This is a genomic window from Corallococcus terminator (assembly GCF_049194865.1).
Classification (GTDB): Bacteria; Myxococcota; Myxococcia; order Myxococcales; family Myxococcaceae; genus Myxococcus; species Myxococcus terminator_A.
The window spans coordinates 1-26,518 of record NZ_JBLZWL010000063.1 but is presented as its reverse complement, the minus strand read 5'-3'; the positions used below and the strand labels follow the sequence as shown (position 1 = coordinate 26,518).

At 70.1% G+C, this 26,518-nt stretch carries 23 protein-coding genes; 8 read left to right on the top strand and 15 right to left on the bottom strand.

The genetic code is table 11. The annotated features are described in order from the left end of the window. Positions 1–88 precede the first annotated feature (88 nt). From ACN469_RS20050 to ACN469_RS20030, 5 genes are read left to right on the top strand one after another with little or no spacing between them, the layout of a single operon-like run. Positions 89–988 carry a S66 peptidase family protein gene (locus tag ACN469_RS20050; RefSeq protein WP_498770257.1) on the top strand — a complete coding sequence of 300 codons (900 nt, stop codon included), beginning with the start codon at positions 89–91 and terminating at the stop codon, positions 986–988. Further along, complete coding sequence (locus ACN469_RS20045) at positions 985–2,175, top strand: serine hydrolase domain-containing protein (protein ID WP_498770255.1); 1,191 nt, start codon at positions 985–987, stop codon at positions 2,173–2,175. The genes ACN469_RS20050 and ACN469_RS20045 overlap by 4 nt, the downstream gene beginning before the upstream one ends. Then, complete coding sequence (mpl, locus tag ACN469_RS20040) at positions 2,168–3,640, top strand: UDP-N-acetylmuramate:L-alanyl-gamma-D-glutamyl-meso-diaminopimelate ligase (RefSeq protein ID WP_498770253.1); 1,473 nt, start codon at positions 2,168–2,170, stop codon at positions 3,638–3,640. Before ACN469_RS20045 ends, mpl begins: the two co-directional genes overlap by 8 nt. A gap of 1 nt (position 3,641) precedes the next feature. Beyond that, complete coding sequence (locus ACN469_RS20035; protein ID WP_498770251.1) at positions 3,642–4,202, top strand: TlpA family protein disulfide reductase; 561 nt, start codon at positions 3,642–3,644, stop codon at positions 4,200–4,202. Positions 4,203–4,220: 18 nt separating this feature from the next. Further along, the gene (locus ACN469_RS20030) at positions 4,221–5,048 is read left to right on the top strand and encodes an inositol monophosphatase family protein (protein ID WP_498770249.1); all 828 of its coding nucleotides are present in this window, start codon (positions 4,221–4,223) and stop codon (positions 5,046–5,048) included. A 3-nt stretch (positions 5,049–5,051) separates the two neighbouring features. Here the strand turns inward: ACN469_RS20030 and ACN469_RS20025 are convergent, their stop codons facing one another. The 15 genes from ACN469_RS20025 to mglB form a co-directional block, all read right to left on the bottom strand. Further along, positions 5,052–5,441 (bottom strand): hypothetical protein, encoded by a 390-nt coding sequence (locus ACN469_RS20025; RefSeq protein WP_498770247.1) that lies wholly within the window; start codon positions 5,439–5,441, stop codon positions 5,052–5,054. A 56-nt stretch (positions 5,442–5,497) separates the two neighbouring features. Further along, positions 5,498–6,445 carry an ATP-grasp domain-containing protein gene (locus ACN469_RS20020; RefSeq protein WP_498770246.1) on the bottom strand — a complete coding sequence of 316 codons (948 nt, stop codon included), beginning with the start codon at positions 6,443–6,445 and terminating at the stop codon, positions 5,498–5,500. Beyond that, a complete protein-coding gene (locus ACN469_RS20015; RefSeq protein ID WP_498770244.1) occupies positions 6,442–7,308 on the bottom strand; it encodes a hypothetical protein in 867 nt (288 codons plus the stop codon). Before ACN469_RS20015 ends, ACN469_RS20020 begins: the two co-directional genes overlap by 4 nt. A gap of 36 nt (positions 7,309–7,344) precedes the next feature. Then, complete coding sequence (locus ACN469_RS20010; RefSeq protein WP_498770242.1) at positions 7,345–7,959, bottom strand: polysaccharide biosynthesis/export family protein; 615 nt, start codon at positions 7,957–7,959, stop codon at positions 7,345–7,347. Between the two features lie 49 nt (positions 7,960–8,008). Further along, positions 8,009–9,271, bottom strand: a complete 1,263-nt coding sequence (locus tag ACN469_RS20005) for a hypothetical protein (RefSeq protein ID WP_498770240.1) — start codon at positions 9,269–9,271, stop codon at positions 8,009–8,011. Positions 9,272–9,421: 150 nt separating this feature from the next. Next, complete coding sequence (locus ACN469_RS20000) at positions 9,422–9,982, bottom strand: hypothetical protein (protein WP_498770239.1); 561 nt, start codon at positions 9,980–9,982, stop codon at positions 9,422–9,424. An 87-nt stretch (positions 9,983–10,069) separates the two neighbouring features. Beyond that, a complete protein-coding gene (locus ACN469_RS19995) occupies positions 10,070–10,507 on the bottom strand; it encodes a cyclic nucleotide-binding domain-containing protein (protein WP_498770237.1) in 438 nt (145 codons plus the stop codon). A 41-nt stretch (positions 10,508–10,548) separates the two neighbouring features. Further along, positions 10,549–11,895, bottom strand: coding sequence for an AgmX/PglI C-terminal domain-containing protein (locus ACN469_RS19990; RefSeq protein ID WP_498770235.1), 1,347 nt, complete (start codon positions 11,893–11,895; stop codon positions 10,549–10,551). Between the two features lie 3 nt (positions 11,896–11,898). Next, positions 11,899–12,195: a hypothetical protein gene (locus ACN469_RS19985; protein WP_498770233.1), complete on the bottom strand. Its 297-nt coding sequence runs from the start codon at positions 12,193–12,195 to the stop codon at positions 11,899–11,901. 6 nt (positions 12,196–12,201) lie between these two features. Continuing rightward, positions 12,202–13,743 (bottom strand): tetratricopeptide repeat protein, encoded by a 1,542-nt coding sequence (locus tag ACN469_RS19980; protein ID WP_498770231.1) that lies wholly within the window; start codon positions 13,741–13,743, stop codon positions 12,202–12,204. Next, positions 13,740–17,117 carry a tetratricopeptide repeat protein gene (locus ACN469_RS19975; protein WP_498770229.1) on the bottom strand — a complete coding sequence of 1,126 codons (3,378 nt, stop codon included), beginning with the start codon at positions 17,115–17,117 and terminating at the stop codon, positions 13,740–13,742. The genes ACN469_RS19980 and ACN469_RS19975 overlap by 4 nt, the downstream gene beginning before the upstream one ends. Then, a complete protein-coding gene (locus ACN469_RS19970) occupies positions 17,117–19,525 on the bottom strand; it encodes a tetratricopeptide repeat protein (RefSeq protein WP_498770227.1) in 2,409 nt (802 codons plus the stop codon). Before ACN469_RS19970 ends, ACN469_RS19975 begins: the two co-directional genes overlap by 1 nt. Before the next feature lie 16 nt (positions 19,526–19,541). Continuing rightward, a complete protein-coding gene (locus ACN469_RS19965; protein ID WP_498770225.1) occupies positions 19,542–20,276 on the bottom strand; it encodes a dihydrolipoamide acetyltransferase in 735 nt (244 codons plus the stop codon). 115 nt (positions 20,277–20,391) lie between these two features. After that, complete coding sequence (mglA, locus tag ACN469_RS19960; RefSeq protein ID WP_163866755.1) at positions 20,392–20,979, bottom strand: gliding-motility regulator Ras-like GTPase MglA; 588 nt, start codon at positions 20,977–20,979, stop codon at positions 20,392–20,394. Positions 20,980–20,990: 11 nt separating this feature from the next. Beyond that, positions 20,991–21,470: a gliding-motility regulator GTPase-activating protein MglB gene (mglB, locus tag ACN469_RS19955; protein ID WP_163866756.1), complete on the bottom strand. Its 480-nt coding sequence runs from the start codon at positions 21,468–21,470 to the stop codon at positions 20,991–20,993. 340 nt (positions 21,471–21,810) lie between these two features. Between mglB and ACN469_RS19950 the strand changes: the two genes are divergently transcribed. The 3 genes from ACN469_RS19950 to ACN469_RS19940 form a co-directional block, all read left to right on the top strand. Continuing rightward, positions 21,811–23,322 carry an MSCRAMM family protein gene (locus ACN469_RS19950; protein ID WP_498770387.1) on the top strand — a complete coding sequence of 504 codons (1,512 nt, stop codon included), beginning with the start codon at positions 21,811–21,813 and terminating at the stop codon, positions 23,320–23,322. Between the two features lie 225 nt (positions 23,323–23,547). Then, positions 23,548–25,533: a FecR family protein gene (locus ACN469_RS19945; RefSeq protein ID WP_498770222.1), complete on the top strand. Its 1,986-nt coding sequence runs from the start codon at positions 23,548–23,550 to the stop codon at positions 25,531–25,533. A gap of 2 nt (positions 25,534–25,535) precedes the next feature. Beyond that, positions 25,536–26,518, top strand: a 983-nt coding sequence (locus tag ACN469_RS19940) for a serine/threonine-protein kinase (protein ID WP_498770221.1), incomplete at its 3' end; no start/stop codon positions are given.

Genomic DNA, 26,518 nt, shown 5'->3' with positions numbered 1-26,518 from the left:
CAGTGTCCTCGTTCCGACGTCCGGGAGTACTCAACGCTCCCGGCTCGAATCCGGATGCCCGCCGTCCCCCCGGTGCTATGAAGCGCCCGTGCGTTGGCTCAAGCCCCTCCCGCTCCGCCCCCGCGACACCGTCCACGTCGTCGCTCCCTCCGGGCCCTTCGACCGCCCCCTCTTCGACGTCGGCCTCGCCGTCATCGCCGAGCGCTACTCCCCGGTCCTCCGCCCCGACCTCGGCTCCGCGTACCGCTACCTCGCCGGTGACGACTCGCGCCGCGGCGAAGAGCTCTCCCACGCCCTCCTCGACCCCACCGCCCGCGCCATCTTCTGCGCCCGCGGTGGCTACGGCAGCGCCCGGCTCCTCCCCAAGCTTCCCCTCGCCGATGCCGCGCCGAGCCTCTTCACCGGCTTCTCCGACCTCACCTCCGTCCACGCCGCCCTCCAGGTCCTCGGCCGCGTCTCCATCCACGGGCCCGTCCTCACCCAGCTCGGCAAGCAGCCTGCCGAGGTCCGCGACTACTTCTTCCGCCTCCTCGAGTCCCCCGAGGCCCCGCCTCCGCTGACCGGCACCGCCACCTACGTCCCCGGCACCGCCGAGGGCCACCTCGTCGGCGGCAACCTCTCCGTCTTCGCCACCCTCCTGGGCACCCCGTACCTGCCGCCGCTCGACGGCGCCGTGCTCCTCCTCGAGGACGTCACCGAGCGCCCCTACCGCCTCGACCGCATGTGGACCCAGCTCCGCCTCGCCGGCGTCTTCTCCCGCGTGCGCGGCATCGTCCTCGGCGACTTCACCGCCTGCGAGGAGCGGGGCACCGACTACACCAGCGGCGACGTCCTCAGAGACCTCGCTCGCGAGTCGGGCGTCCCCTGCGCTGCGGGCTTCCCCATCGGCCACGGTGCCCTCAACTACCCCGTGGCCCTCGGCACGCAGGTCCGCCTGGACGCGGACTCGGCCCGGCTCACGTTCCTCGAAGGAGCCGTGCGTGCATGAGCGCCCCTCCTGAACAGCACCCCATCGCCGTCCTCCAGACGCTGCTCGACGAGGCCGTGGGCATCGGCGTCTTCCCCGCCGCCCAGGCCGTCGTCCTCCACCGGGGCGTCCAGGTCTTCGGCGGCGTCGCGGGCAAAGTCACCGGCGACACGCGCTTCGACCTCGCCTCGCTCACGAAGGTCCTCAGCACCACCGCCCTGTTCCTCCGCCTGTGGACGGAAGGGAAGGTGGGGCCCGAGACCCTCGTGTCCCGCTACTTCCCCGGCTCGCCCGTGGGCGACGCGGGCGCCACCGTCGCGGACCTGCTCTACCACCGCTCCGGCCTGCCTCCCTTCGTCCCGTTCTTCGCCCAGGCCCTCACCGCCCACCCCGAGCTGCTCGACGCCACCTGTCCCTCCGCCACGCGCTCCCGCGTCCGCGACGAGGTCCTCCAGGCCGCCGCCTCCACGCCGCTCGCCGCCGCGCCTCGCACTCGCACCGCGTACAGCGACGTGGGCTTCATCCTCCTCGGTGAGATTCTCTCCCGCGCCGCCAACGCCCCGCTCGACACGCTCTTCTCCCGCCACGTCGCCGAGCCGCTCGGCCTCTCCGCCCGCTTCCACCGCCTCACCGACTTCCCCGCCGACGCCATGCCCGCGCCCACCGGCGCCACGCGCCCCCGCGAGCCCGCGCCCGGCCAGGAGACGCTGTGGAAGGACGTGCCCACCCAGCCCACGCGGCCGGGTGAGGTGGACGACGACAACGCCTGGGTGATGGACGGCGTCGCCGGACACGCGGGCCTCTTCGGCACCGCCGTGGACGTGGCCCGCTTCGGTCAGGCCGTGCTCGACGGCTGCGCGGGCACCAGCCCCGTGATTGCGCCGGGCCCGCTCTGGCACCGGGCGCTCGCCACGGATGCGCTCGTGCAAGGCAGCACGCGCTCCATGGGCTTCGACTCACCGTCCCAGGTCGGCTCCAGCGCGGGCCGCTTCGTGGGCGACTCACCTCCGGGCGCCGTCGGGCACCTGGGCTTCACCGGAACGAGTCTCTGGGTGGATCTGCGTCGCTCGCTGGTGGTGGCGCTCGTCACCAACCGCGTGGCGCTCGGCCGCCAGGAGCTTCGCATCCGCGACTTCCGACCCGTCTTCCATGACTTCGTCGTGGAGGCGCTCGGCCTCACCAGCATCTCGCAGGGAACGCATGGCTGACGACAACGGTAACGTCCTCGACACCCTCGAGCCCGGCAGCGTCCGCCGCGTCCACCTGGTGGGCGTGGCGGGCACCGGCATGGGCTCCTTCGCTGGAATGCTCAAGGCCGCCGGCTACGAAGTCTCCGGCAGCGACGAGAATGTCTACCCACCCATGAGCGACATGCTCAAGGCCTGGGGCATCCCCGCCGCCTCGCCCTACCGTCCGGAGAACCTGGACGACGCGAAGCCGGACCTCGTCATCATCGGCAACGTCATCCGCCGCGTGAATCCCGAGGCCACCGCCGTCCGCGAGCGCGGCCTCAAGCAGATGAGCTTCCCCGCCGCCCTGGGCTCGCTCTTCCTCGCCCGCTCCCACTCCGTCGTCGTCGCCGGCACCCACGGCAAGACGACGACGTCCTCCATGATGGCCCACGTCCTCGTCGAGGCCGGAAGGGACCCGTCCTTCCTCGTGGGCGGCGTCACCCAGAACTACTCGGGCAACTACCGCGTCGGCAAAGGGCCGCACTTCGTCGTCGAGGGCGACGAGTACGACACCGCCTACTGGGACAAGGGCTCCAAGTTCCTCCACTACCGTCCGCGCACCGCCATCCTCACCAGCGTGGAGTTCGACCACGCGGACATTTTCCGCGACTTGCCCCACTACGAGGCGACGTTCGAGAAGTTCGTCCGGCTCATCCCCGCGGACGGACAGCTCGTCGTCTGCGCCGCGTACCCCAACGCCGTGAAGCTCGCGCGCGAGGGCTGCCAGGGCCGCGTCGTCACGTACGTCGCGAAGGAGGGCGCGGATGCGGACTACGTCCCTCGCGAGGTCTCCTTCGGTGCCAACGGCGCGCGCTTCCAGGTGGTGGAGCGCGGCACGGTGCTCGGCACGGTGGAGCTGCCCATGGGCGGCCTGCACAACGTGGAGAACGCGCTGAGCGTCATCGCCGCCGCGCGCGGCCTGGGCCTGTCCTTCGACGAAATCGCCAAGGGCCTGTCCACGTTCCAGGGCGTGAAGCGCAGGCAGGAGCCTCGCGGCGAGCCGAATGGAATCCTCGTGGTGGACGACTTCGCGCACCACCCGACGGCCGTGCGGGAGACCATCGACGCCATCCACCACCGCTACCCGGAGCGTCGGCTGTGGGCCATCTTCGAGCCCCGCTCCAACACCAGCCGCCGCAACATCCACCAGGAGGACTACGCCCACGCCTTCACCGGCGCGGCCCGCGCCAGCCTCAAGGTGCCCGAGCGGCATGACAAGGTGCCCGTCGGCGAGGAACTCGACGTGCGCAAGCTGGTGGCCGACCTCCAGGCGCAGGGAATCACGGCCGAGGGCTCCACGGACGTGCAGGCCATGGTGGACCTGGTGGCTCGCGAGTCGCGCCCCGGTGACGTGCTCCTCGTCATGAGCAACGGCGCCTTCGGTGGGTTCATCGAGAAGCTGCTCGTGGCCTTGAAGGCCCGCACGGGCGAGACTGCCTGACATGCGCCTCCTGCTCGGTGTCCTCCTGGGTGTCCTGTCCGTCACGGGCTGTGCTCGCAGCAGCACGATGCCGCCCCTCACACCCGCGCTCCCCGGTGGCGCGGAGGAGCAGGGCACGCAGGTCTCCAGCACGCAGCCGCTCGTCTTCCAGGTGAAGCGCTACCCCGGTGGCGAGCCGTATGACCTGGTGAGTGACAGGGGCAGCGTGGTGCTCATCGATGTATGGGCCACGTGGTGCGAGCCGTGCCGGGACGCACTGCCCTTCTACGAGAACCTCGTGCGCGAGTACGGCGCCAAGGGCCTCAAGGTCTACGCGCTCAACGTGGACGAGGACTCGCGCGCCATCGCCCCGTTCCTCAAGGAGGTGAAGGTGGGCCTGCCCATCCTCGTCGACGAGAACGCTCGCGTGGCCGAGAGCACGCTGAAGGTTCGCGGCATGCCCACGACGTACGTCGTCGACAAACGCGGGGTGGTGCGCCACGTCCACGAGGGCTTCAACGAGGAGTTCCTCACCAAGTACCAGTCGGAAATCGAAGCGCTGCTGGCCGAGCCCGCGCCGTAGCCCCGCCCAGGAGACGTCATGGCTGACACGGCCCCGGAGACTCCCGCCGAGCTGCGCCGCACCGCGGAGGAGGGTGCGCGCCTTGGCGGCCGCATCCTCGCCGACCGCTTCTTCCGCGAGCGCGTCATCGAACTCAAGGGCGGCATCGACCTGGTGACGGACGCGGACCGCGCATCCGAGGAGGCGCTGCTCGCGTTCATCCGCTTGCGTCACCCCACCCACGCCATCCTCGCGGAGGAGAGCGGCGCGACGGCGGGCACGGATGGCCTGCGCTGGCTGGTGGACCCGCTCGACGGCACCACCAACTACGCCCACCGCGTGCCGCACTTCTGCGTCAGCGTGGCGGTGGAGGGCCCCAGCGGCGTGCTGGCCGGCGCCGTGTATGACCCGATGCTGGATGAGCTGTTCTCCGCCGCGCGAGGGGAGGGCGCCACGCTCAACGGCCGCCCGCTGCGCACCAGCACCGTGGACAGGCTGGACAGGGCGCTGTTGTGCACGGGCTTTCCCTACGACGTGCGCGAGAATCCGGAGGGGCCGGTGGGCCTCTTCACCCGCTTCGTCCTGCGCGCTCAGGGGATGCGCCGCACGGGCAGCGCCGCCATGGACCTGGCCTACGTGGCCGCGGGGCGCTTCGATGGCTTCTTCGAGTTCGGCCTCAAGCCCTGGGATATCGCCGCGGGCTCGCTGCTCGTGGAGGAGGCCGGAGGCGTCATCCGCCATGTCACGGGCGCTCCCTTCAGCGTGATGCGCGGAGATGTCATCGCCTCCGCGCCCACGCTGGCCCCGGTGATGCTCGCCGAGGCCAGGCACTTCATCGACGAGCTGGGCTGGTCACCCCGCTCCTGAAGCTCAGCCGCGCAGCTCGGACAGCGCCCGGGCGAAGGCGTTCGCGGTGGCGCCTTGCGCCCCCACTTCCCGCCCGTGCTTCTTGGACTTGTCGGAGTTCATCTTCCGGTGCGCCTCGTCGCGGGCGTCCTTCTCCGCGTGCGTGGCCTTGTCCTCGATGTCCTTGCCCTTGTCGGTCAGCGCGTCCGCCGCCTTCTTGCCGAGGTCGGAGGCCTTCTTGCCCGTGTTGATGACGCCCATCAGCGACCACTGCTCGGCGAGCGCCGACTGCACCGCCTCGCGCAGCTCCGCGGCGCTGTTGCCCACCGTGGGCGCCGCGACGTGCCCCGCCTCCGCCAGCTTCGGCAGGTCCTGCGACGAAATGAGTCCCGCTTCGGTCGTCTCGTTCGACATGGTGTACTTCCCCCTGGTGATTTCCGGGATTCCCAAGTCCTCGGAAAATTACAGCGTCATGAGCCTATCGAAGTGTCGAGGAAATCCGCAAGTACCCGGGCGATAGGGAGCCCCGCGTTCTGCTCGAACCACATGAAGCCCGGGCAGGTATTCACCTCCAGGCAGACCCAGTCCTCGGGCCTGGAGGAGCCTCCCGGGGGCTCGATGAGGTCGACGCCTGCCAGGTCGACGCCGAGCGCCCGTGACAGCCGGCGGCAGGCCTCGGCGACGGGCTCGGGCAGCTCGGTGGTGCGCAGGCTCACCGAGTGGCCTGTCATGTCGGGGTGGCGGTAGTCCAGCGCCTGTGTCTCCGCGCGGCAGGCCAGCACGTGGCGGGCGCCCACGACGTGGGCCCGGATGTTGGTGCCCTGGATGCGCTGCTGGAACTGGTGGGGCGCCAGCGCCTGGCCGGGCCGGGCGGAGGCGCGGGTGGCCTCCCATGACACCTGCTTCACCAGGGAGCGCTCGTCGCTGACGGACTTGATGACGGGGTCCCCGTCGAGCGCCCTCGCGAAGGGCTCCCAGCGCTCCCAGGTGCCACCCGCCAGGGTGTCCGGCACTCGCAGGCCGGCGGCGAGGATGGCGGCGTACTGACAGGGTTTGCTGCCGTTGGAGAGCATCGCGGTGGCGCGGTTGGCCACCGGGCCCGGGAAGAGGTCGAGCAGCGCCGCCGCGTGGGCCTGCTCGGCGCGCACCTCGGGCGTCCGCTGCTGCTCGACGTTGCCCGTCCCCAGCCGCGAGTAGATGCCGGAGATTTCCTCCAGCCCGACGCGCCACGTGGGGAAGTGCACCGCGCCCCGCAGGCGTCCCGGCCCCGAGGGGCCCTGCGGCAGGTCCAGCTCCAGGTGCACCTCGCTGCCCAGGTGGCGCTCGTCCACGAAGAGGTATTCGCGCTTCGTGTCGGTGAGGTGCTTGAGGAAGAACGCCGTCAGCAGCTCATCCACGGGGCCCATGACGAGGATCATCGCGCGTCCTCCTTGCTCGCCAGTCGCTCACGAAGGAAGCGCTCCACTTGCGCGAGCACTTCGGCGTCCTCCTGCGCCAGCAGGCGCTCCAGTCCCTCGGGAGACGTGCCCAACTGGAGGGCCGTCCACCGCGCGGAGGCGTCCGGTGTGCCCGAGGGCACCAGCAGGACTTCCAGGACGTCGGCGCCGCAGGCGGTGGCCAGCCGCGTGAGGTCCGCTTCCAGCTCCGGAGGCAAGGCGGGGGGCTCCTCCTCGAACTCCAGCGGCGAGAGCGAGACGTGCGAGCCCAGCACCAGGGCTTGTCTCAGCGGACCGGGCTCGGGCACCGTCCACCACACCTGCCCCATGCTCGTCTCCGCCTCCTCGGGCCACCGAGTCCAGCGCTGGCCGTCCTCGGGCGGCGCGCCCAGGTGGAAGTGCGGCGGCGCGAGGACGCTGTCGGCCTCTGGTGAAGGCAGTCGCTGGGCGAGCATCCGCCACGTCGCCGTCGTCCACAGCGGCGCGAGCAGTCCGCGACGGTTGATGACGCGCGCGGGGCAGCACGTGTGGAAGGCCTCGCGCAGCGCTTCGTGCTCCGAGTCCAGGTAGTCGCTCTCCGCCCGGGGCAGGGGACCTTCGGAGATACACCAGAAGACGTCCTCGGGCCGCAGCTCCAAGTCGCCCCAGGGCCCCAAGAGGCCCGCGCGAAAGCGTCCGCCCACGACTTCCACCCAGGGGGTGACGCTGGAGCCCCAGTCGCGCATGGAGACTTCGACGACGCGCAGTCCCGCGCGGTGGGCCTCGGCGCGAAGCACGTCGCGCACGAAGGGAAAGGACTCAGAGCCAACGAGCACCAGGTGGGGCATGCACGCGGGATTCTGCACCGTGCGACGTGCTCCGCGCGCTGGGTGCCGCGCGACCTAGAAGAAGCTCTCCGGCACGAAGACGATGTCGCCGGGTTGGAGCATGAAGTTCTTCTCGCGGCCCACGCCGATGTCCTCGACGGGCACGCGAATCTTGCGCTCCTGGCCGTCCACCACGCGCGTCACCAGCGTGTTGTTCTTCGCCGCCAGCTTGGTGAAGCCGCCCGCGAGCGTAATCGCCTGGACGATGGACATCTCCCCATCCACCGGGAAGGTGCCGGGCTTCTGCACTTCGCCGAAGACGAACACCTTGTGCGAGTTGTACTCGCGAATGAGCACCGACACCTGTGGCCGGCGCACGTAGCGGGACAGGCACTCGCGCAGCGTGTCCGCCGCGGTGCTGGGCGTCGTCCCGCGCAGCGGCACCTTGCCGCACAGCGGGTAGTCGATGGTGCCCTCGGGCGACAGGCGCCACGTCCCGGAGTGCTCGGGCTCCTGGAAGACGCGCACCTCCACCACGTCGCCGGGCCCCAGCGTGCCGCCACCCGAGCGGGCCTCTCCCGCCTCGGCCGCCGGCGTGGGCGCGGGAGGCGGAGGACGCGGCGCCGAGCCGAAGCACGCGGACAGCGCTCCCGACAGGAGCAGGGCGAGAGGGAGACGGAGGGTTCTCATCCGGGAGGAGACCTCGTGGGCGGGGAAGCTTCCCCGGCGCTGCGGGGGCTCAGTACGTCACCGAGAGGCGAGCATACCCCTCGTGGCGCGTGTAGTTCAGGCCGCCGCCATCCACCGAGGAAGTGCGGTTGCTCAGCATGTAGCCCGCGGCGCCGATGAGCCACGGACGGAACTGGTACTCGGGCCCCGCGTCCACCGTCACCACCGTGTCGCCACGGCTGCCGGTGAAGCTCAGGAAGTCCACCATGCCCACCGCGTGCAAGGTCAGCTTGCCGCCCATCAGCGCGCGGGCCTCCGCGGAGAAGCGGTCATCGCGGAACGTGCCGTAGGCCGCCACCGGCTCCAGCCTGCGCAGATAGCCGCCCTTGAACGTCAGCGTGGGGCTGAACAGGTAGGTGCCATCGAGCTGGCCAATCACCGTCCCGCCGCCCGTGGCCCCGAAGTTCTGCCCCCAGCCCGCCTTCGCCGTCACCGCGACCTTGGGCGACACGAGGCCCGCCACGCCAATCATCGCGCGCAGCAGCGTGGCGTTGGGACCGCCGTCGTTGAAGTAGCGGCGCACGTCCACGCCGGTGTCGAGCACCAGCGCCGTCTTCGGCAGGAAGCGCCAGCGGCTCTCCACGCCCAGGTGCAGGTTGCCGTAGTTGAAGCGCTCCGCGCCGACGGGGTCGCACACGCTGTCGCCACAGTCGGCGGGCGCAGAAGCGGCCAGCGGCTCGAAGAACTCCACCGCGTAGGCCACGCCCGGAGTCACCTCCACCGCGCCGCCACCCGGCCGCCACGGGGCCCTCACCCTGGCCTCGTTGTAGAGGCTGAGGATGCCCGCGCCGATGGCCGCCGTGCGCGTCCGGTCCGAGCGCACGAACTGGTCCGACAGCTCCAGCGACAGCGGCGCCTCCGGGTTGATGCGCGCCAGCAGGTCCGCCGCGCCCTCCAGGTGCGAGGCCGCGTTCGAGCCCTTCGTCATCAGGCCCGTGAAGAGCACGTAGTCCAGGTTGGCGTTGAGGTTGAACGCCAGCCGGGGAGAGGGGATGTCCAGCCGGAAGCCCGGCCGGATGTGCATCACCAATTCACCCGACAGGTCCGACGACACGCCCGCGGGGAACTCCTGGCCCTCGCGACCGAAGTAGCCCACGCCGCTGTCCAGGCGCGTCTCCAAATCGAAGTACGGATGCAGCCGGCCGTTGCCGACCTTGAAGCCGTTGCCACCCGTAGCGGGCGCGGAGACTCCGTCCTGAGCCATGGCCACGGAGCCGAGCGCCATCAGCGCCAGCCCGCAGACCGTGCCCCAGAATGTCCCTCTCAGCGTCATGGCTCGCAGTGGCTTCCCAGTGAGAGGGCGTACCCACTCCCACCTTTCATGCGGACGGCCTCGGGCGTCATAGCACGCGCGATTTCAGAGGCCGAAGAATTGTTCGACACGGGACTTGGACTTGCCCGGAGGGCCGGAGGGCGCACGGGACTAGTTGATGGGGCTCGCGGGCGGGGGCCTGACGAAGATGTCGTCGGGAGGAGGCGGGCGAGTGGGGTCACCGCCAGGCAGGTTCTCGGGCTCCTCCACCTCGACGAAGAGGTTCTCGTCGGTGCGGAAGGCGAGCTGGCCGATGCACTCCTCGGCCTCCGAGCGGAGCTGGGCGACCTTCTGCCGGGCGATCATGACCTTGGTGTATTCGTGCTCGCTGGTGGAGACCTCGCGCCGGGTGAGGGCCTCCTGGAGCGACACGTCCGCCTGCTCGGAGATGCGCAGCAGGCCCTTGATTTGCGTGAGCTTCTCGTTGGCGCAGTTGAGCTTCACCACGTCCTTGGTGCGGCGCGCCTCCTCCACCTTGCCGAGCACCTGGCGGAGCACGTCTCGCATCCCGCTCAGCGCCTGGGTGCTGCGCTCCAGCTTCTGCGAGTCAGGCACCTCGCTGGCCTTCTCCAGCGCGGCGGAGGCGGCGGGCGCCCGGGGCGACGGCACCGGTCCCTGCGCGACGGCCACGCCCGTGGCGACGATTGCAGCGACGATTCCGACAGTGCGCATACGCCTCTCGGCTCTCCCGGCCCATCCCATTGCGTCAAAGCGTAGAAGGCGGGGGGAGGGGTGTCAACGCGACAACCCCCCAGTTATTCAGTGGTTACCGGAGAGGCGGGCATTGGCCTCACGCAGTCGAGCAGCCAGGCTTCGGGCGATGTTGACGACGACGAAGGTGAAGCCCTCGGCGTGGTCGCCGCGGAAGGCGCGCAAGTCCCCGGCGGTCAGCTGGAGCAGGTGGGCCCGGGTGCGCGCGCGGACGGTGGCGGAGCGGTAGTCCTTGTCGATGAGGCCCATCTCCCCGAAGAACTCGGGGTGGGACAGCACGGCCAGGGCCTGGGGATCGCCATCGCGGACGACCTCCACCTGGCCCTCGACGACGACGAAGAGGCTGTCGCCCAGGTCGCCCTCCGCGAAGATGACCTCGCCGGGGGCGCAGTGGCGCGTCCGGGCGAGCTCCGCCAGGCGGTCCAGCTCCACGGGGGAGAGCATCTCGAACAGCGGTGAGGCGGCGATGACGGCCAGCTTCTCCATGGTGTCCTCGGAGCCCGCGCCAGGTGCACCGGCGCTGGAGACTACCCCGTTGGCGAGAAGACGAAGGGGTAGGACACGGTGGCGGCGGACTCGGGCTTGAACGGGAACACCCAGCCGCGGATGGCGGCGCGGATGCAACTGGCCACCGCCTCGCTGCCGAGCGTGTTCTCGTCGATGTCGAAGTCACCCACCCGACCGGAGGGGGTGATGGAGAAGCGCACCACCACCTTGCCCTTGAGGTTGGGGTTTCGCTTGAGCTCCTTCTCGTAGCAGCTCTGGATGGCGCCCTTGCGCGCGCGGACGTAGCGGGCGAGCGCGTCGCGGTCCACGTCGGAGCTGTCGACCTCTGGAGTCGAGTCCTGCACGCGGCCCTTCACTTCGACTTCCTTCTTCGTGCCCAGGTCCACCTTGCCGCCGCCCTGGGTGCCCAGCTCGCCGATGCCCGTCACGGTGCCGGTGCCACCGCCGCGCGGGGCGTTGCCCTTGCCGACGGAGGCCTCGGTGGCCACGCCCACGCCGCCCGCGCCCTGGAGCGCCGCGACGATGTCGCTGCCACCGCTGGCGCCGCCCAGCACGTCCTGGAACGCGCCGGTGCCGGAGCCCTTGGAGCCGAGCATCTTCAAGAGGCCCTTGTCGGAGACCTTCTTCACCATCTCCGCGTGGCGCTCGGCGGCGGCGATGGCCGCGGGCCTCTCCGACGCGGGCTTGTCCGTGCCGTCCTTCGGCTCGGTGGGCTTGGGGTCTTCTTTCGGTGCCTCGGTGGGTCCCGCCGTGGCGGGCTTCACCGGCTCGATGGGGCGCTGGGGGATGATGGCGCGCACGAAGCGGTCATCGAGCTGATCCAACGCCAGCTCCTGCTCCTTGGGTGCTTCAGCGGAGAGGATGATGGCGGCGCCGGAGAAGTGGACGAGCAGCGAGGCCGCGAGGATGCCGAAGAAGACGCGGTCCATCGTCTTCCAGCGGCTGACGCGGATGTCCGAGGGCATCAGCGGACGGGCTTCCTCGGCCGGGGGCGTGACGAACTGGAAGAAGAGGGTGGCGTCGCCCAGCTCCACCTTGCCGCGCGCGGTCTCCTGGAGGGGCAGGACGTAGAGGTCGCCCCGGCGCGAGGCGATGCCCTGGGAGCGCAGCGCGTCGAAGTCCACGTCGGAGGAGCCGAGGTTGACGCGGCCCTTCATGGACTCGTTGATGACGAGCAGGAACTGGTGGCCCTGGCTCTCGAACACGCTGAAGCGCGCGGGCCGGTCGTCCGAGGCGGGCAGGACGATGGTGTTGCGCGCGTCATGGCCGATGGTGACGCTCTCGCGCCGGACGTGGTGCTCTTCGACGATCTGGCCGTTCTGGATGAGGCCGACGCGGAGCAGCTTGGAAGATGACGGGGCGGCCATGGCCTAGAAGGGCTCCTGCTCGACGCTCTTCTCGACCTTGGGCACGAAGCTCTCCGTGCGGTTGAGGTCGTCGAAGCTCAGGTTGGAGCGGGGGAGGATGTAGAACGCCTGGGGCTTCTGGATGCGGCCCTCGACGGTGAGCGCGTCCAGGCGGATGACCTTGCGAGGCGCCTTCTTCGCGGGCGCCGCTTCGCTGCTCGACGTGGCTCCGCCAGTGCCGGGCGCGGAGGACTTGCGAGCGTCCTGCGCGAGCACGGGCGCGGCGATGAGGAGCACGAAGAGGGCGAAGGTGGCGCGCATGCGGTCCTAGTTCTTGTCGGTGGCCAGCTTACCCGAGCCGCTCTTCGAGGGCGCGGTGCCGGGAGCGGGCTCGGGCTGGGACACCGGCGCGGGGGGCGGAGTTCCCTCGGAGGGTGCTCCGACGTGCGCGGGAGGAGCCGGGGTGGGGGCGGGCTGTGAGCCGGAAGGGGCTTTCGCGGCCGGGGCTGCTTCGGGGCTCGAGATCGCGGCGGGGGGCGCGTCGCTGGCCGAGGGCGCGGCTTGCGTGGGCGGAGAGGGGTTCTCGGCGGCCTGCTTCGCCTGTTCGCGCTGGGCCTTCTCCTGCTCCGCGGCCTTGCGGAGCTGGTCCTTGCGCTCGCGCTCCAGCCGTCGCTCCTCGCGCTCGATGCTCTTGCGCGCGTCCTTCGTGTACTGGGGGATGCGCTCGTCGCGCCCGCCCTGGGCTTCGTAGCGCTCGAAGTAGGTGATGGCCGTCTTGTACCGCTCGACGGGGTCCACCCCTGGAGGCTCCACGTCGAGGAACAGGATGGCGAGGTTGAAGAACGGGTCGGGCTGACCGGGGCGCAGCGTGAGCACCTGCTCGTACTCGGACTTGGCGCGCTCGAACTCGCCCTGGCCCCGGTACGCGTTGCCCAGGTTGAGGCGCGCGGCGGCGAAGTCGGGGGCGGCGCGCACCGCGGCTTCGAGCTCGGTGACGGCGGCCGGGTAGTCCTGGGCCTCGTTGAGCAGCGCGCCGAAGTTGTTGCGCGCCTCGGCGAAGTCGGGCCGGAGCTTCGCGGCCTCCTTGAACTCCTCCAGCGCCTGCGGGCCGACCTTCAGCGCCAGGTACACCAGCCCCAGCGCGTTGCGAGTGGCCGCGTCGCCGGGCGCGATGTCCCGCGCGTTCTCCAGCACCATGCGCGCCAGCTCGTGCTTGCCCTCGCGGTAGTACACCTGCGCGAGCACCTGCATGGCGCGCGTGTTCCGCTCATCGAGCCGCAGGGCCTGCTTCGCCTCGGCGGCGGCCGGTGCCAGCTTCTTCTGCTGGAGCAGGGTGATGGCCAGCGCCGTGTGCAGCGGCACCGAGTCCTGCTTCGCCTCCACCAGCCCGCGCAGCTCCGTCTCCAGCGCCGCCGAGCGGTCCGTGCGGCCATACAGGCGCGCCAGGCAGTCCCACGCGGACTCCTGCTCGGGGGCCACCGCCAGCGCCTGTCGATACGAGCGCTCCGCGTCCTCGTGACGACCCAGCCGCTCCTGGACGATGCCCAGGTTCGTCCACGCGTAGTCGAGCCGCGGATTCTGCGTCACCAGTGCGCGCAGCGCGGACTCCGCCGCCGTCAGCTCTCCGGCCCGTGCAATCGCCACGGCCTGCTCGAAGTCCTGCGCCGCGCTTCGGGGAGGAGGCGCGACGACGGTGGGCGTGGGCTTCGAGTTCGCGTTGACCGTGCCTTCGACGGGGGCCGTGGCTTCGGGAGCGGGGCGCGTCTTCGGAGCCGAGGGCGCCGAGGCACACGCGGACAGCCACAGGCCCAAGGACAGGAACAGCGCGGTAAGGGCGGAGGCGCCCGGAGTGCGTGGCGTGAAGCTCACGGCTTGGCTCCCCCGGTGATGCGGCTCTCGTCCGTCGAGGTGGGGCGAGCGGGGCCGCTCACGCTGCCGATGAGTCCGTCCGGATAGGCGGCGTCGGACGCGAGCGCCTGCTTGGGCGCCTTGAGCACCGGGTACTCCTTGGGACGGAAGCGGTTGAGGGACTCCAGCGTGCGCCGGGTCCACTCGTTGGAGACGCGGTTCTTGCGAGCCTCCGCCAGGGCGACGGCGTAGCTCTCCACCGCCGCGTCCTCCAGCTCCGCCGTGTTCTGCGCGAGCAGGTCCTGGTACGTCACCACCGCCTCCTCACCCAGCCTCTTCACGTCGGCCGGGACGGGCGTCTCGATGATGGTGTTGGCGAAGCGCTCCAGCGCGTAGCCGGAGCGGTAGGCCGCCGCGAGGGACCACTCGAGCTGCTTGTACGGATAGACGCGCGAGTACGCGTCCTTCACCGTCTTCACCGCCGCGCGCTTCACCGCGAAGCTGCGCACCAGGGACTTGCCCCAGCCGCCAATCTTCAGCTTGTCGAACGTCCGCAGCTCCGCCTCCGCCAACTGGAAGCGTCCATACGCCGCCGCGTTCGCCGCGAGGGGATGGGTGTCCGGCTTGAGCTTGCGTCGGTCGAACTCGCTCGCGGCCTGGGTGTAGGCGCGCTGGGCTTCCTTCTCGTCGCCGAGCTTCTGGTGCGCGTCACCCATGCGCCGGTGCGCGTCCACCACCAGCTCCACCTGCCCGGGCTTGTTGGCGAACTTGCGCACGAACTCCTGGAGCGCGCGGACCTCGCCGCGAGGGTCGCCCTGCTTCTCCAGCAGGATGGCCGCGCGGTACTGGTTCTTCGGAGCGTCCTCGGCGGTGGGGAACAGCTCCGCGTAGCGCAGGAACGTCGCCGCGGACTCCGCGTAGCGCTGCTGGCCCTCGAGCAGGCGCCCGGTGTTGAAGAGCGCCGCCTCCCGGTCCTTCGACGCGGGGTAGTCCTTCACCAGCTTCTGGTAGCTGACCACGGCCTTGTCGAAGTCGTAGGACTTCTCCGCATTCACGGCCACGCGGAACAGCGCCGCGTCCGCGAGCGGCGACGCGGGGTACTCGCGATAGATGCGCTCGTAGAGCTTCATCGCGGAGTCGAAGCGCCGGGTGTTCTCGTGCGCGACGGCCGCGTTGTTGAGGGCCTTGTCCGCGAACTCGTGGCGGGGCTCCTCGTCGACGAGCTGGGTGTACTTGCGCGCGGCCTCCTCGTGCTTGCCCTCTGCGAGGAGCTGGTCGGCGAGCTTGAAGCGGCCGGCGAGCTTGAACTTCACCAGTTGCTTGTGGAGGTCGCTGGTCGGGTCGATGACCTGCGTGTTGCTGGCCAGCCGGGTGCTGACCTCCTCCACGCTGCGCCAGTCCTTGTCGATGAGGAACGTCTCCACGGTGAGGTTGGTGGCGTAGCGGGCCACCTCGCTCTTGGGCCACGTCTGGATGATGCGCTCGAAGCGCTTGCGGGCCTCGGGGAAGTCGTCGTGCGCGTAGTACAGCTCCGCGGCCTTGTAGGCGATGCCCGCCGCCTTCGCGTCGCGCGGCAAGAGCGCCACGTACTTGTCGGAGGCCGACACCAGCTTCTGCTCGGTGGGCGCCAGCGGCACGGGCTTCACCGTCGAGCCCTCGGGCCGCTCGGTGGAGCGCAGCGGCTTGAGGTCCTGGGCCTTGCCGGCCTGGAGGTCCTGCGCGAGCAGCTGCTGCCACGCGAGCACCGCGCTGTGCGCCGCCTCGTCGCGGTGCTTCTCGCTCACGCCGGTGTCGCGCACCAGCTCGTAGCTCTTCGCCGCCTCGGCGAACTGGAAGGAGAAGTAGAGGCACTCCGCGTAATAGAAGCGCATCTCACCCGCGCTCTTGCTGCGCGGGAAGCGCTCCAGGTACGTGCCGTACGCGCGCGCGGCGGTGGCGAAGCCAGCGCTGGCCTGGTCGAACTTGCCCTCCTTCTTGAACACCAGCGCCTGCTGGTGGTGGAAGGTGGCGCTCGTGTACAGGCTCTTCTCGACGAGCGTGTTGGCTCGCGAGAGCGCGTCCGGGTCCCCCTGGTTCTTCGCGTACCAGGCGGTGCCGGGCTGGTAGAGGCTGGCGAGCCGTTCCGACTCCGCGAAGGCCTCCGCGAGGAGCCTGTCCCGCTCATAGGCCAGGGCGATGCGCTGCTGGAGCTCCGGCGCGTCCGGCGCCATGGGGTTCTGCTGGAGCACGCGCTGATACGCCGCGATGGCGGCCGGGTGGTTCGTCTGGTCGAAGTAGACGTTGCCCAGCCGGCGGTACACGTCCGCCTCGTAGGGCTTGGGGCCGCGCTTCGCGAAGAGGGCCTGGGCGCGAGGCAGTCCGCCCCACGTCTCGTCCGCCAGCGAGATGGCCACGTACTGGAGGGCCTCGTCGCGCAGGTCTCCGCCGGCTTCCGCCTCGCCCTTCGCGACGCGCTGGGCCTCGTAGAAGTCCACCAGCGTGAGGAAGGACTCCACCGCTTCGTCGAAGCGGTCCATCCGGTAGTACGTCCAGCCCAGCTTGTAGAGGGCCTTGTCGTAGAGCGGATGCAGCGTGTCGCGGGCGGCGGCCTCGAAGGCCTGCGCGGAGCGGGGCAGCGCCTGCGGGTCCTTGTAGTTGTCGAACCAGTACTCGCCGATGCGCACCCACGCCTCGGTGGCGAAGCGGCTCCGCGGATAGCGGGCGATGAGCTGCTGGTAGGTGCGGAAGCTCTGGTCGACCTCCTCCTGCTCCTCCAGGCAGTAGCCCAGCAGGTACCAGGCGCCGTCGTTGAGGCGGTAGGTGGGGTAGTCCTTCAGGAGCCGGCGGTACAGCGCGATGGAGTCCCCGTAGTCCTTCTTCGGCTCCACGGGGAAGGCCGAGTCCGGGTTCCTGTCGTGGGCCTCCAGCCTGTCCCGGTACTCCTTCATCGCGAGCTGGTGCTCGTCCTGGGAGCGCTCGTAGTACAGCTCCGCCAGTCGGAACATCACGTCCGGCGTGTAGCGCGGCTCCTGGGGGTAGCGGCGGAGGAACTCCTCGAAGCGGACGATGGCCTCCATCCGCTCCTTGCGCTCCTGGGCCTCGAAGTCCCGGATGACCTTCTCGTACGAGGACGCGAGCGAGTCGCGCTTCTGCTCGTACTTGCGCTCCATCAAGAGCTGCACCTCGCGGCTGAACTCGCGAGACTCCTCGTCGTACGTGCGCAGGGCGCGGCTGACGTCCTGGAGCAGCGCCTCTTCCTCGGGCGTGCGGCCCAGGCCCGTCAGGTAGCCCGCGGCAGGTGTGCCGGACGGACTCTCCACCTGGGCGGGGGCGGGTGCTTGCGCGGCGGTGGCCGGCGCCTGGGCGGTGGCGGGCAGCGAGGCGACGGAGAGCAGCACCGCGAGCACGCGCCGCATCACCGTCCCTCCTCCGACAGCACGTCCCGGAAGTCGGCGTCCAGCGCGCGCAGCGCCTCGGCCTTCTGCGCGGACACCTTCTGGATGTTCGTCGTCTTGTCCTGCTTCTCGGTGAAGGCCACGTCCACCACGCCCACGTCCGCCTTGAGCACCAGGTCGTAGAACTGCCGACGCACGCGCCGGATGCTGTCGTAGGCGATGCGGCCCACCAGCTGCTTGGCGTTGCCGGACACCGAGGCGACCTCGGCCTCGTAGCGCTCCAGCAACTGCTGCTCGGCCAGCACCTTGGCGCGGATGCGCTGTCCCTTCTGGTCCACCTTGGCCCTCAGCGCGACCTGCGCCTCCACCACGCGCTTCTTCAGCGCCTCGCCCCGCTCCCGCACCTGATGCGCGTGTGTCAGCACGGCGGTGGGGGCCTGCCGACGCTCCGCCTCGCTGAGCACCTCGTGCTCGGTGCGCAGCGCCGCCGCGTAGCGTCCACGGATGGCCTGCTCTCCCGAGAGGGAGGCCGCGGCGCTGTTGCGCTCATCGGCGAGCCGGCCCCGCGTCCGGTCCAGCTCCATCTGGAGGTCGTTCAGCGTCTGGACCTCGCCCTGGAGCTGCACCAGGAACTCGCGCTCCTCGTCGGGCGGCGTCTGGCGGAGCAGTCGCGTGTCATCCACCCACTTGCGCACCGAGGAGGCGATGGCGTTCAGGCCCTGAATCTCCGTGCCCAGCCGGAAGGCTTCGCGGTCCACCGCGTCCACGCGGTACTGCATGCGGCGCAGCCGCTCCTCCATCTCCTTCTGCGTGGTGGGGAGCTTGTCGAAGCGGACGGCCAGCGCGTCGCGCTCACGGCGCAGCACGAGGAGTCTTTCCCGCTCCTGCGAGGTGAGTGAAGGCTCCAGCGTCAGCCCCTCCACTTCCACCAGCGCCGCCTCCACGTGCGTGACGGCCGTCTCCACCGCGTCCGAGCGCGTGAAGCCCGCCTGCAGCTCCGGGAAGGTCTCCAGCTTGCGTGCGTCCAACGCGCGGAGGATGCGGGCCGCCAGCTCGCGTGCGTCGACCGCGCCCTTCTTCCCGATGTCGATGTCGCCCACCATCTTCACCGCGCTGCTCACCTCGCGCTCGGTGGACGCGTACTTCAGGGCCAGGGGCGGCAACAGCGTGCGCACGTCGGGGACGGTGTCCGTGCGCGCCAGGAGCCGCTCGAAGTACGCGACGGGGTCTCGGTTGGCGTTCAACAGCAGATCCACCTTCTCGCGCACGGGGCGGAAGGTGCCGATGAGCTCGTCGTACGCGGCGATGGCCTCGTCGTACCGCTTGAGCTTCTGGAGCAGGTGCCCCTGGAGGAGCTTCGCATCGGGCGCGAGCTTCGCGTCGGGAGCGACGAGCAACAGGATGTCGACGGCGTTCTTCGCCTCCTGGTGGTTGCCCTTGCGCACCTGCGTCCACGCGATTTCGTAGAGCGAGTCCGGGAAGGACTCACTGTCCTGCGGCACCTGGCCGTAGCGGTCCAACGCCTCGTCGAACCGGCCCGCCTCGTACAAGAGCCGCCCCAGCGACATCAGCGACAGCTCCCGGATGCGCTTGGTGTCCGTGTCCGTCGTCGAGCGGGTGACGGGCTTGCCCGACGTCGCGACGGGCGCGGCGGCCTGCTCGTTCGACAGGGGCGTGAGGAGCTGCTGGAACTGGAGGATGGCGAGGGGCAGCTCGCCGGACTGCATCGACAGCACCGCCATGTGGTAGCCGGCCTGGAGCTGGTACGGGCCACCAGGGACCTGGGCCAGCGGCGCGAAGGCCGAGCGCGCCCGGGCGATTCGCTCCGAGGCGGGCAGGTCCGCGCGGCGGAAGAGCCACTTCGCCTGGACGTACTGCACGTCGGGCGGGAGCTGCCCGCCGAACAATCCGCGCGCCTGCTCGACGTACGCCTCGACGCCATCGAAGAGGTTCAGCCTCCCGGAGATGGCCAGGAAGCGCGTGAGGGCGTCGCGGTGGCGCGCCGAGGGCGTGGGCTGCGACAACAGCTCGCGCAGATAGAGCCTCGCGCCGATGTCGTTCTTCTGCTGGTACAGCGCGTCCGCGAGGAAGTAGAGCGCGTCCGCGTAGCGCGGGTGGCCGCGGAACCCCGGGTCGCTCACCAGGTCATAGAAGAGGACGGAGGCGGCGTTCCAGTCTCCGAGCAGGTACTGGATTTCCGCGTCGGAGTAGCGGCGCGAGCGGGCCTGTTCCTCGTCGGGCTCCGCGCGCTGGCTGTACTGCGTCTCCACGAAGCGCAGGCTCTCCTCGGCGAGCTGGAGCTGCTGCTCCACGGCCGTCAGCCGCTGCTCCAACTGCTGAGGAGTCGGCGGCGGGGGAGGGGGCTCGGCGGCCCAGGCGGAGGCGCCGCCGACGAGGCCGAGCGCGAGGGCGAGAGCGCGAAGCGACACGTTCACCGGCGGGCCCCTACCGCGCTTCAGTGGAGGTGGCGGCCGGGGGGCTTCCGCCCGCTTCGCCGTCGATGCGGGGCGCCGAGTCGCGCGACAGCTCGATGTCGTAGCGCACCGCGGGCCGGTCCTTCATGTCCAGCGTGAGGCCACCCTGCTCGAAGCCCACCACGCGCACCGTGGACACCTTTCCTGGCTCCGCGTTGAAGGTGTAGCTGGATTGCACCTTGAACTTGTAGCCCTCCAGGTAGCTGAAGACGCCGAAGCCGCCGCCTCGATACACGAGCCGCACCGCGAGCTGGTGCTGTCCCGGCACGATGCGCCCGTTGAAGACCTCGAACTGCTCGCGCTTGCTCAGCTCTTCGCCCTGGATGTCGACCTGCGTGAAGATGGGCGCGCCGTCCAGCGCGTACGTCACCGACTCCAGGATGAAGGAGCTGCCCATCTCGTTCTTGTGGACGATGAGCGCGCGAGCCCCGGTGGTGACGTCTCCGCCCAGCACCGTCTCCTGGAGCAACAGGAGGCGCGCCTTGGAGCGGTAGATCTTCTCCTTCAGGTCGACGACCTGCTCCTCCAGCGTCTTCACCCGCGCGTTGAAGGCCTCATCCGCGGTGCTGTCTCCCTCGGTGGAAGCCGCCGGGGCGCTCGAGGCGGCGGCGGGCGCCGTGGGGCGCGGCTCCTGCGCGAGCGCCGCCCCACAGAGGGTGGCGCTCACGAGCGCGAGGAGGCGAAGGGTGGCGGCTGCGACACGCACTGTGCGACCTCAGGAGGCGGACGGCCCGGCCCGTCGGCAGCAGGTTGTAACACCCTTGACCGCGGGGCGTCTTCTCACCCGCGGTACGGGAGTTGACTGCCAGGCTGCTCCCAGCTCAGCCGCCCTTCTTGAGCTCCGTGAGCACCAGCTTCGCCACGGCCTTGAGCGTGTCGAACACACCCACGCCCGTGGGCGCCACGGCTTGGTACTCGGGGATGTTGCGCGCGTTGATGGCCTTGCGCATCTCCTCCATCGAGACCGCGTTGGGCAGGTCCCGCTTGTTGTACTGGAGGACGTAGGGAATCTTGTTCAGGTCGTAGCCCTGCTCGGCCAGGTTGATGCGCAGGTTCTCGAGCGACTCCATGTTCGCTTCCATGCGCTCAATCTGGCTGTCGGCCACGAACACGACGCCGTCCACGCCCTTGAGGATGAGCTTGCGGCTGGCGTCGTAGAACACCTGACCGGGCACCGTGTAGAGGTGGAAGCGCGTCTTGAAGCCGCGAATCTCACCGAGCGACAGCGGCAGGAAGTCGAAGAAGAGCGTGCGGTCCGTCTCGGTGGAGAGGGAGATCAGCTTGCCCTTCGTCTCGGCCGCCGTCTTGTTGTAGATGTACTGAAGGTTGGTCGTCTTCCCGCAGAGACCCGGCCCGTAATAGACAATCTTGCAGTTGATTTCGCGGGATGAGTAGTTGATGAAGGACATGGCTTCCCGGGTTACTCGCTGAAGAGGTTGTCGATATCGTCGTCGGAGATCTCGGCGAACGGCGACCCGGCACCCGGGGCGTCCGTCTTCTTCACCAGACTCTCGAAGATCTTCGTCAGCTCGTCGCTGGCCTTCTTGATGCGAAGGCGGACGAGGCCGAGGCTGGTGCGGTTGTCGAAGATGACGACCAGCACGACCCGGCTGCCGACGATGGTCATGTAGAGCGAGTCCTTCGCCCCCTCGTGGAACTGGTTGGGGAACTCGTTCTCACCGATCAGCTTGGCGAGTCCGCCCATCGCCGCCACGTTGCCGGCCGTCAGCGAGGCCAGGGACGTGGTGTCGATGTTCTGCGTCTGCCCGGCCGAGGAGATGAGCTGCCCGTTCTTGTCGACGAGGAACACCACCTTCGCGTTCGCGTCCTTGGTGAGCCGGTCGCAAACGGCGTTGATCTTGGTGAACTCCTCTTCGTACATCACCAGTTGCGTGCCCATGGGCGTATGCGCTCCTCAGCGTTCGCTCGCCCGCCTCACGGCAACACCCCGTTGTTTCTGGAGTGAATCCCGGAGGTTAGACGAGGCGCTACCGACGGTGAGGATGCTTAGCAAAGCCCCTCCACTCCAGCAAGAAGCCATCCGCGCGTCGCGGTGAGAACACGGCCTGGACCCCGCCCCCGCCACCCAGGGGGTTGCCGTCAAGCACCTTGGAGGGCTTTCTGAAAGCCCGGATGGCGCCGGTTTGGGAGTGCTCGCGGCTTTCTCTATACTCCGCCGGGCTTTGACGCCCCCACGCCCCCTTGCCCCCATCCTGGCGCGTCTGGCGCCCTTGCTGTTGGTGCTGGTCGGCTCCTCGCCCGCCCGGGCGGAGGAGGTGCGCGAGCGTGCCTCGCTGCGCCTGCGCTACGGCGTGGCCCTCCGCAACGGTGCCCAGGCGGATGTAGGGCCTGGGCTTACGTATGACGGCTTCACCCCGAATGATCTGGCGGCGGTGGGCTCGGTCTGGGCGGGCTCCTGGCTTGGTGGGTGGGCGGGCGTGCAGCGGGAGGGGTTTGATCTCAAGGAAGGCGCGCTGCGGATCACCGGAGGCAGCCTGCTGCGTGCGTCGGTGGGGCCCAAGGTGCGCACCTGGCTCGGTCCGGTGCGGGCCGAGGTGGGCGCGGGGTACGGCTTCGCGCAGCTTCCGCACTTCGGCGCGTCCTCGGAGCCGGTGCTGTCGCGCGGGGTTCGGCACGCGGCGCTGGTGACGGGGAGCCTGCGGCTGCCGCTGTTCACCCGGTTGGAGGTGGAGGCGCGGGGTGAGGTGCCGGTGGCGCTGGCGGTGCGCGACTCGGCGGGGACGAAGGCGGAGGCGAAGGGTTTCGCGGCCGGGGGCGCGCTGCTGTTTCCATTGACGGGGACGCAGCGCTGGTCCGGCACGCTGCTCGTGGACTTCCAGCACGTGCAGGACACGGTGACGCTCGCGGACGGGACGCGGTCAGAGCAGCGCATGCGTCGGGTGGGCGCCGCGCTGGAGCTTGCCTGGAATGATGCGCCCCAGGCTCGGGCCCAGGAACTGGCGCCGCTTCCCGCGCGGGAGCCAGCGGGAGGGCTGTCGCTCCAGGTGTTGGACGCGGAGTCGGGTGCGCCGCTGTCCGGAGCGCGGGTGGTGCTGGTGTCGGGAGGCGTGGAGAGCGCGCCGCGCGAGGCGGATGCGCAAGGCACGCTGGAGAACGTGGAGCTGCCCCCGGGTGACGTCGTGGCGCGGGTGAGCGTCGATGGCTACGAGCCTGCCGAGGGTCGAGTCACCGTGGAGGAGGGTGGACGCGTGGCGCTGGCGGTGCGCCCGCGCAAGCTGCCTCCGGCGACGGGTGGGCTCAAGGTGACGGTGGTGAGCGCGGGCAACGGAGTGCCGTTGCCGGGCGTGCGACTGACGGTGGGGGCCGTGGAGGTGCGCACGGACCTGAAGGGCGAGGCGTGGGTGAAGGCGCTGCCGCCAGGGCCCGTGGCCGTGGTGGCGAAGTCGCAGGGCTATCGTGTGGCGGAGGAGGCGGCCGTCATCGTCGCGGGGCAGGAGACGAAGCTGTCCGTGCCGCTCGCCTCGGAGCGCAAGGGTGAGCCGGCGACGCTCACCGGTCAGGTGCGCAGTGCCCGGGGCGGAAAGCCCGTCGCGGCCACGCTGCTCATTCCCCAGGCGAAGGTGAAGGCGCGCACGGACGCCAAGGGCGCGTTCACCTTCAAGGTGCGCGGTGGCACCTACCGCATCACCATCTCCGCGCGCGGCTATCTGGCGCAGACCAAGCTCGTCACCTTGAAGGATGGCGAGCAGGCCATCTTCAACGTCGACCTCTTCCCGAGGCAGCGGCGGTGAGTGACATGCTCCCCCTCGCCCGTGGTCCTGCTGGTGGCTGGCACGCGAGTCCGCTTCGACGTAGATGCCTTCCCGATGCAGCGGCGGTGAGCGACATGCATCCCCTCGCCCGTGGTCCTGCTGGTGGTTGGCACGCGAGTCCGCTTCGACGTAGATGCCTTCCCGATGCAGCGGCGGTGAGCAACACGCCCTCTTCCCTGTCGACTTCGTCCCGAGGCATCAACGGTGAGTAACGCGCGTCCCTGGCTCCTGACCCTCTTGCTCGTCGCGACAGCCTGCGACGAGGAGGCGGCGGCTCCGTCCGTTCCCGTGGTGGAGACGACTCCGGCCGTGGTCGACGCGGGCCCCGCCGTGGAGCTGGCTCGCCTGGAGGGCCTGTCCGGCGAGGTGCTGGTGGAGCGCGGCGGCAAGAAGGTCCCCGCGCGGGAAGGCCCGCTGTATTCGGGCGATGCGCTGGAGACGGGCGCGACGGGCGCGGCGACGATGCGCTTCGCGGACGGGCGCTCGGTGGAAGTGGGCGCTGCTGCGCGCGTCGGCGTGGGTGAAGAGGCGGGGAGCGTGGTGCTGACGGTGGATCGCGGCATCGTGTTGTCGCGTGTCCCCGCGCGACCCGCTGGGACTCCTCCCACGAGTGGCAAGAAGGTGGCGCTGACGCTGCTGACGCCCTTCGGTCTCACGCGCGTGGGCTCCGAGCCCAGCGAGGTGAGCGTGCAGGTGACGAAAGACTCCGGGCGCGTGGAGGTGAAGCTGGGCGCCATCGAGTTCGTGTCCAAGGATGGCCAGCAACTGCGCGCGTCGGAGGGCGACTCGGTCGAGGTGTCCGCGGGGCGGGCGGAGCTGCTGCTGCGCGGCTCGCGGCTGGTGGAACTCGCGCCCATTTCGGTGACGGTGCGACTGGGCTCGGGGCGGGCGGAGCTGCGTGGCAAGGACTCCAAGCGCTGGCGTGCGCTGCGCGCGGAGGGCGATGTGCTCGCCCCGGGAGATGGCGTACGCACGCGCGGCGGTGGCACCGCGGAGTTGGCGTTGAAGGGCTCGACCTCTCAGTTGTCTCTGGGCCCGTCGGCGGAGATGGTGCTGGAGGGCGCGGGCCAGGGTGGCACGCGGGACGAGGCCCGGATGGACCTGCGCCAGGGAGGACTCGGCGTCCAGCTCGCGCAGGGCCGCGAGAGTCGCGTGGTGCTGCCCGGCCTCACGCTGGAGGGAGACGGCGCGTCGCGACTGGCGGTGCGGCGCACCTCGACGGGCTATCTGGTCGACGCGCACACGGGGCGGGTGACGTTGGTGCGCGGGGACGTGCGCCAGCCGCTGCGTGCCGGTGAGCGTGCGACGGTGACGGGTGAGTCGGGCACGGCGCGCATCGAGGCGCTCGGACCGGCGCCGTTGCTGCTCGGCGCTGGTGATGGCGCGGAGGTCTACCACCAGGGGCTGCCCGAGGTGGCCTTCGGCTGGGAGAAGGAGGGCGAGGTGCTGGTGGAGGTGGCCTCGGATGCGGCCTTCACACGGCCCCTGCTGTCCGGCACGGTGTTCCAGTCCTTCGTCAACGTGCCCGCCCCCGCGCGCGGCGCGCTGTACTGGCGGGTACGCGGCAAGGACGGCCAGGAATTCGCGAAGGGCAGCGCGACGTTCGGTCCGGAGCGGCTCGGCGGAGACCTGGACCGCGTGCGCAACGTGGTGCCCGAGGGCCTGGAGAAGACGACCATCTTCTACCAGGACAAGCCGCCGTCGGTGACGTTCACCTATGCGGAGGAGGCCTCGGCGGCGCGGTACAAGGTGGCGGTGTACCGGGCCGGCTCGCTGGAGAAGCCGGTGGCCGAGCGCACGGTGACAGAGGCTCGCGCGGCGCTGGACGCGGGCGCGTTGGGCGAGGGCAGCTACCTCTGGTCCGTCACGCCGCTGTCCGCGACGGGCGAACAACTGAAGGGGGGACGGATGAACAAGCTCGAGCTGGTGTACGACAACTCAGTACCGATGCTGCTGGTGTCGCAGCCGCGCAACGCTCAGCGGTCCGCCGAGAAGGTCCGGGCCTCGGGCGTGGCGCCCGTGAATGCGCGCGTGTCCATCAATGGACGTCCTGTCTCCCTGGACGGCAAGCACCGCTTCGATACCTGGGTGGAGCCAGTGGGCGCGCCCCCGGTACTGGTGTTTAAGATGACCCGTCCCGGTGCCCCGGATGTCCATACGGTCCGCACCCTTCGACAGCGAGGGCCCTGAGGATGTCCCTGACTCCGACGACACAGCCAGGCTCCGAGGACGTCCCGCCGCCGTTGTTGCGTCCGTATGGGCCGTACGTCCTGGTGCGGAAGCTGGCCGAGGGCGGCATGGCGGAGATCTTCCTCGCCAAGTTGCTGGGCGCGGACGGCTTCGAGCGCAACGTCGTCATCAAGCGGATGCTGCCGCACCTGTCGAGCATCCCCGACTTCGTGGAGATGTTCCGGGACGAGGCGCGGCTGGCGGCGAAGCTGGCGCACCCGAACATCGTCCAAATCCAGGAGCTGGGCTTCACGGAGGGCTGCTACTACATCTGCATGGAGTACCTCGCGGGCGAGGACTTCTCCACGACGCTGCGGCTGGCCGGGCGTCGGCGGCAGTACCTGCCATTCCCGATTGTGCTGCGGGTGCTCATCGATTCGGCGCGCGGGCTGCACTACGCGCACGAGTTCGCCAATGAGATGGGGCAGCCGCAGAACGTGGTCCACCGCGACGTCTCTCCGTCGAACCTGTACCTGACGTACCAGGGACAGGTGAAGGTGTTGGACTTCGGCATCGCCAAGGCCGAGTCGAGGCTCGCCAACACGCGCACCGGCGTCGTGAAGGGCAAGTACATGTACATGGCGCCGGAGCAGGCGAAGGGCGGCGAGGTGGACCGGCGCGCGGACATCTTCGCGCTCGGCGTCAGCCTGTTCGAGGCGCTCACGCACGTGCGGCCCTTCTCGCGGGAGAACGACCTCGCGGTGCTCAACGCGCTCCTGCACAACGAGTTCAAGCGCCCGCGCGAGCTGCGGCCCGACCTGCCCGTCGAGTTGGAGGCCATCGTCCTCAAGGCGATGGCCCAGTTTCCGGAAGACCGTCACCCCACGGCGGAGGCGTTCGCGGAGGACCTGGAGGCTTTCCTCGGCGCTCACTTGAGCTCCGCCGGCACGCCGCAGCTTGGCGCGTTCCTGCGCTCGCACTTCGGCGATGAGCGCTTCACCGAGCG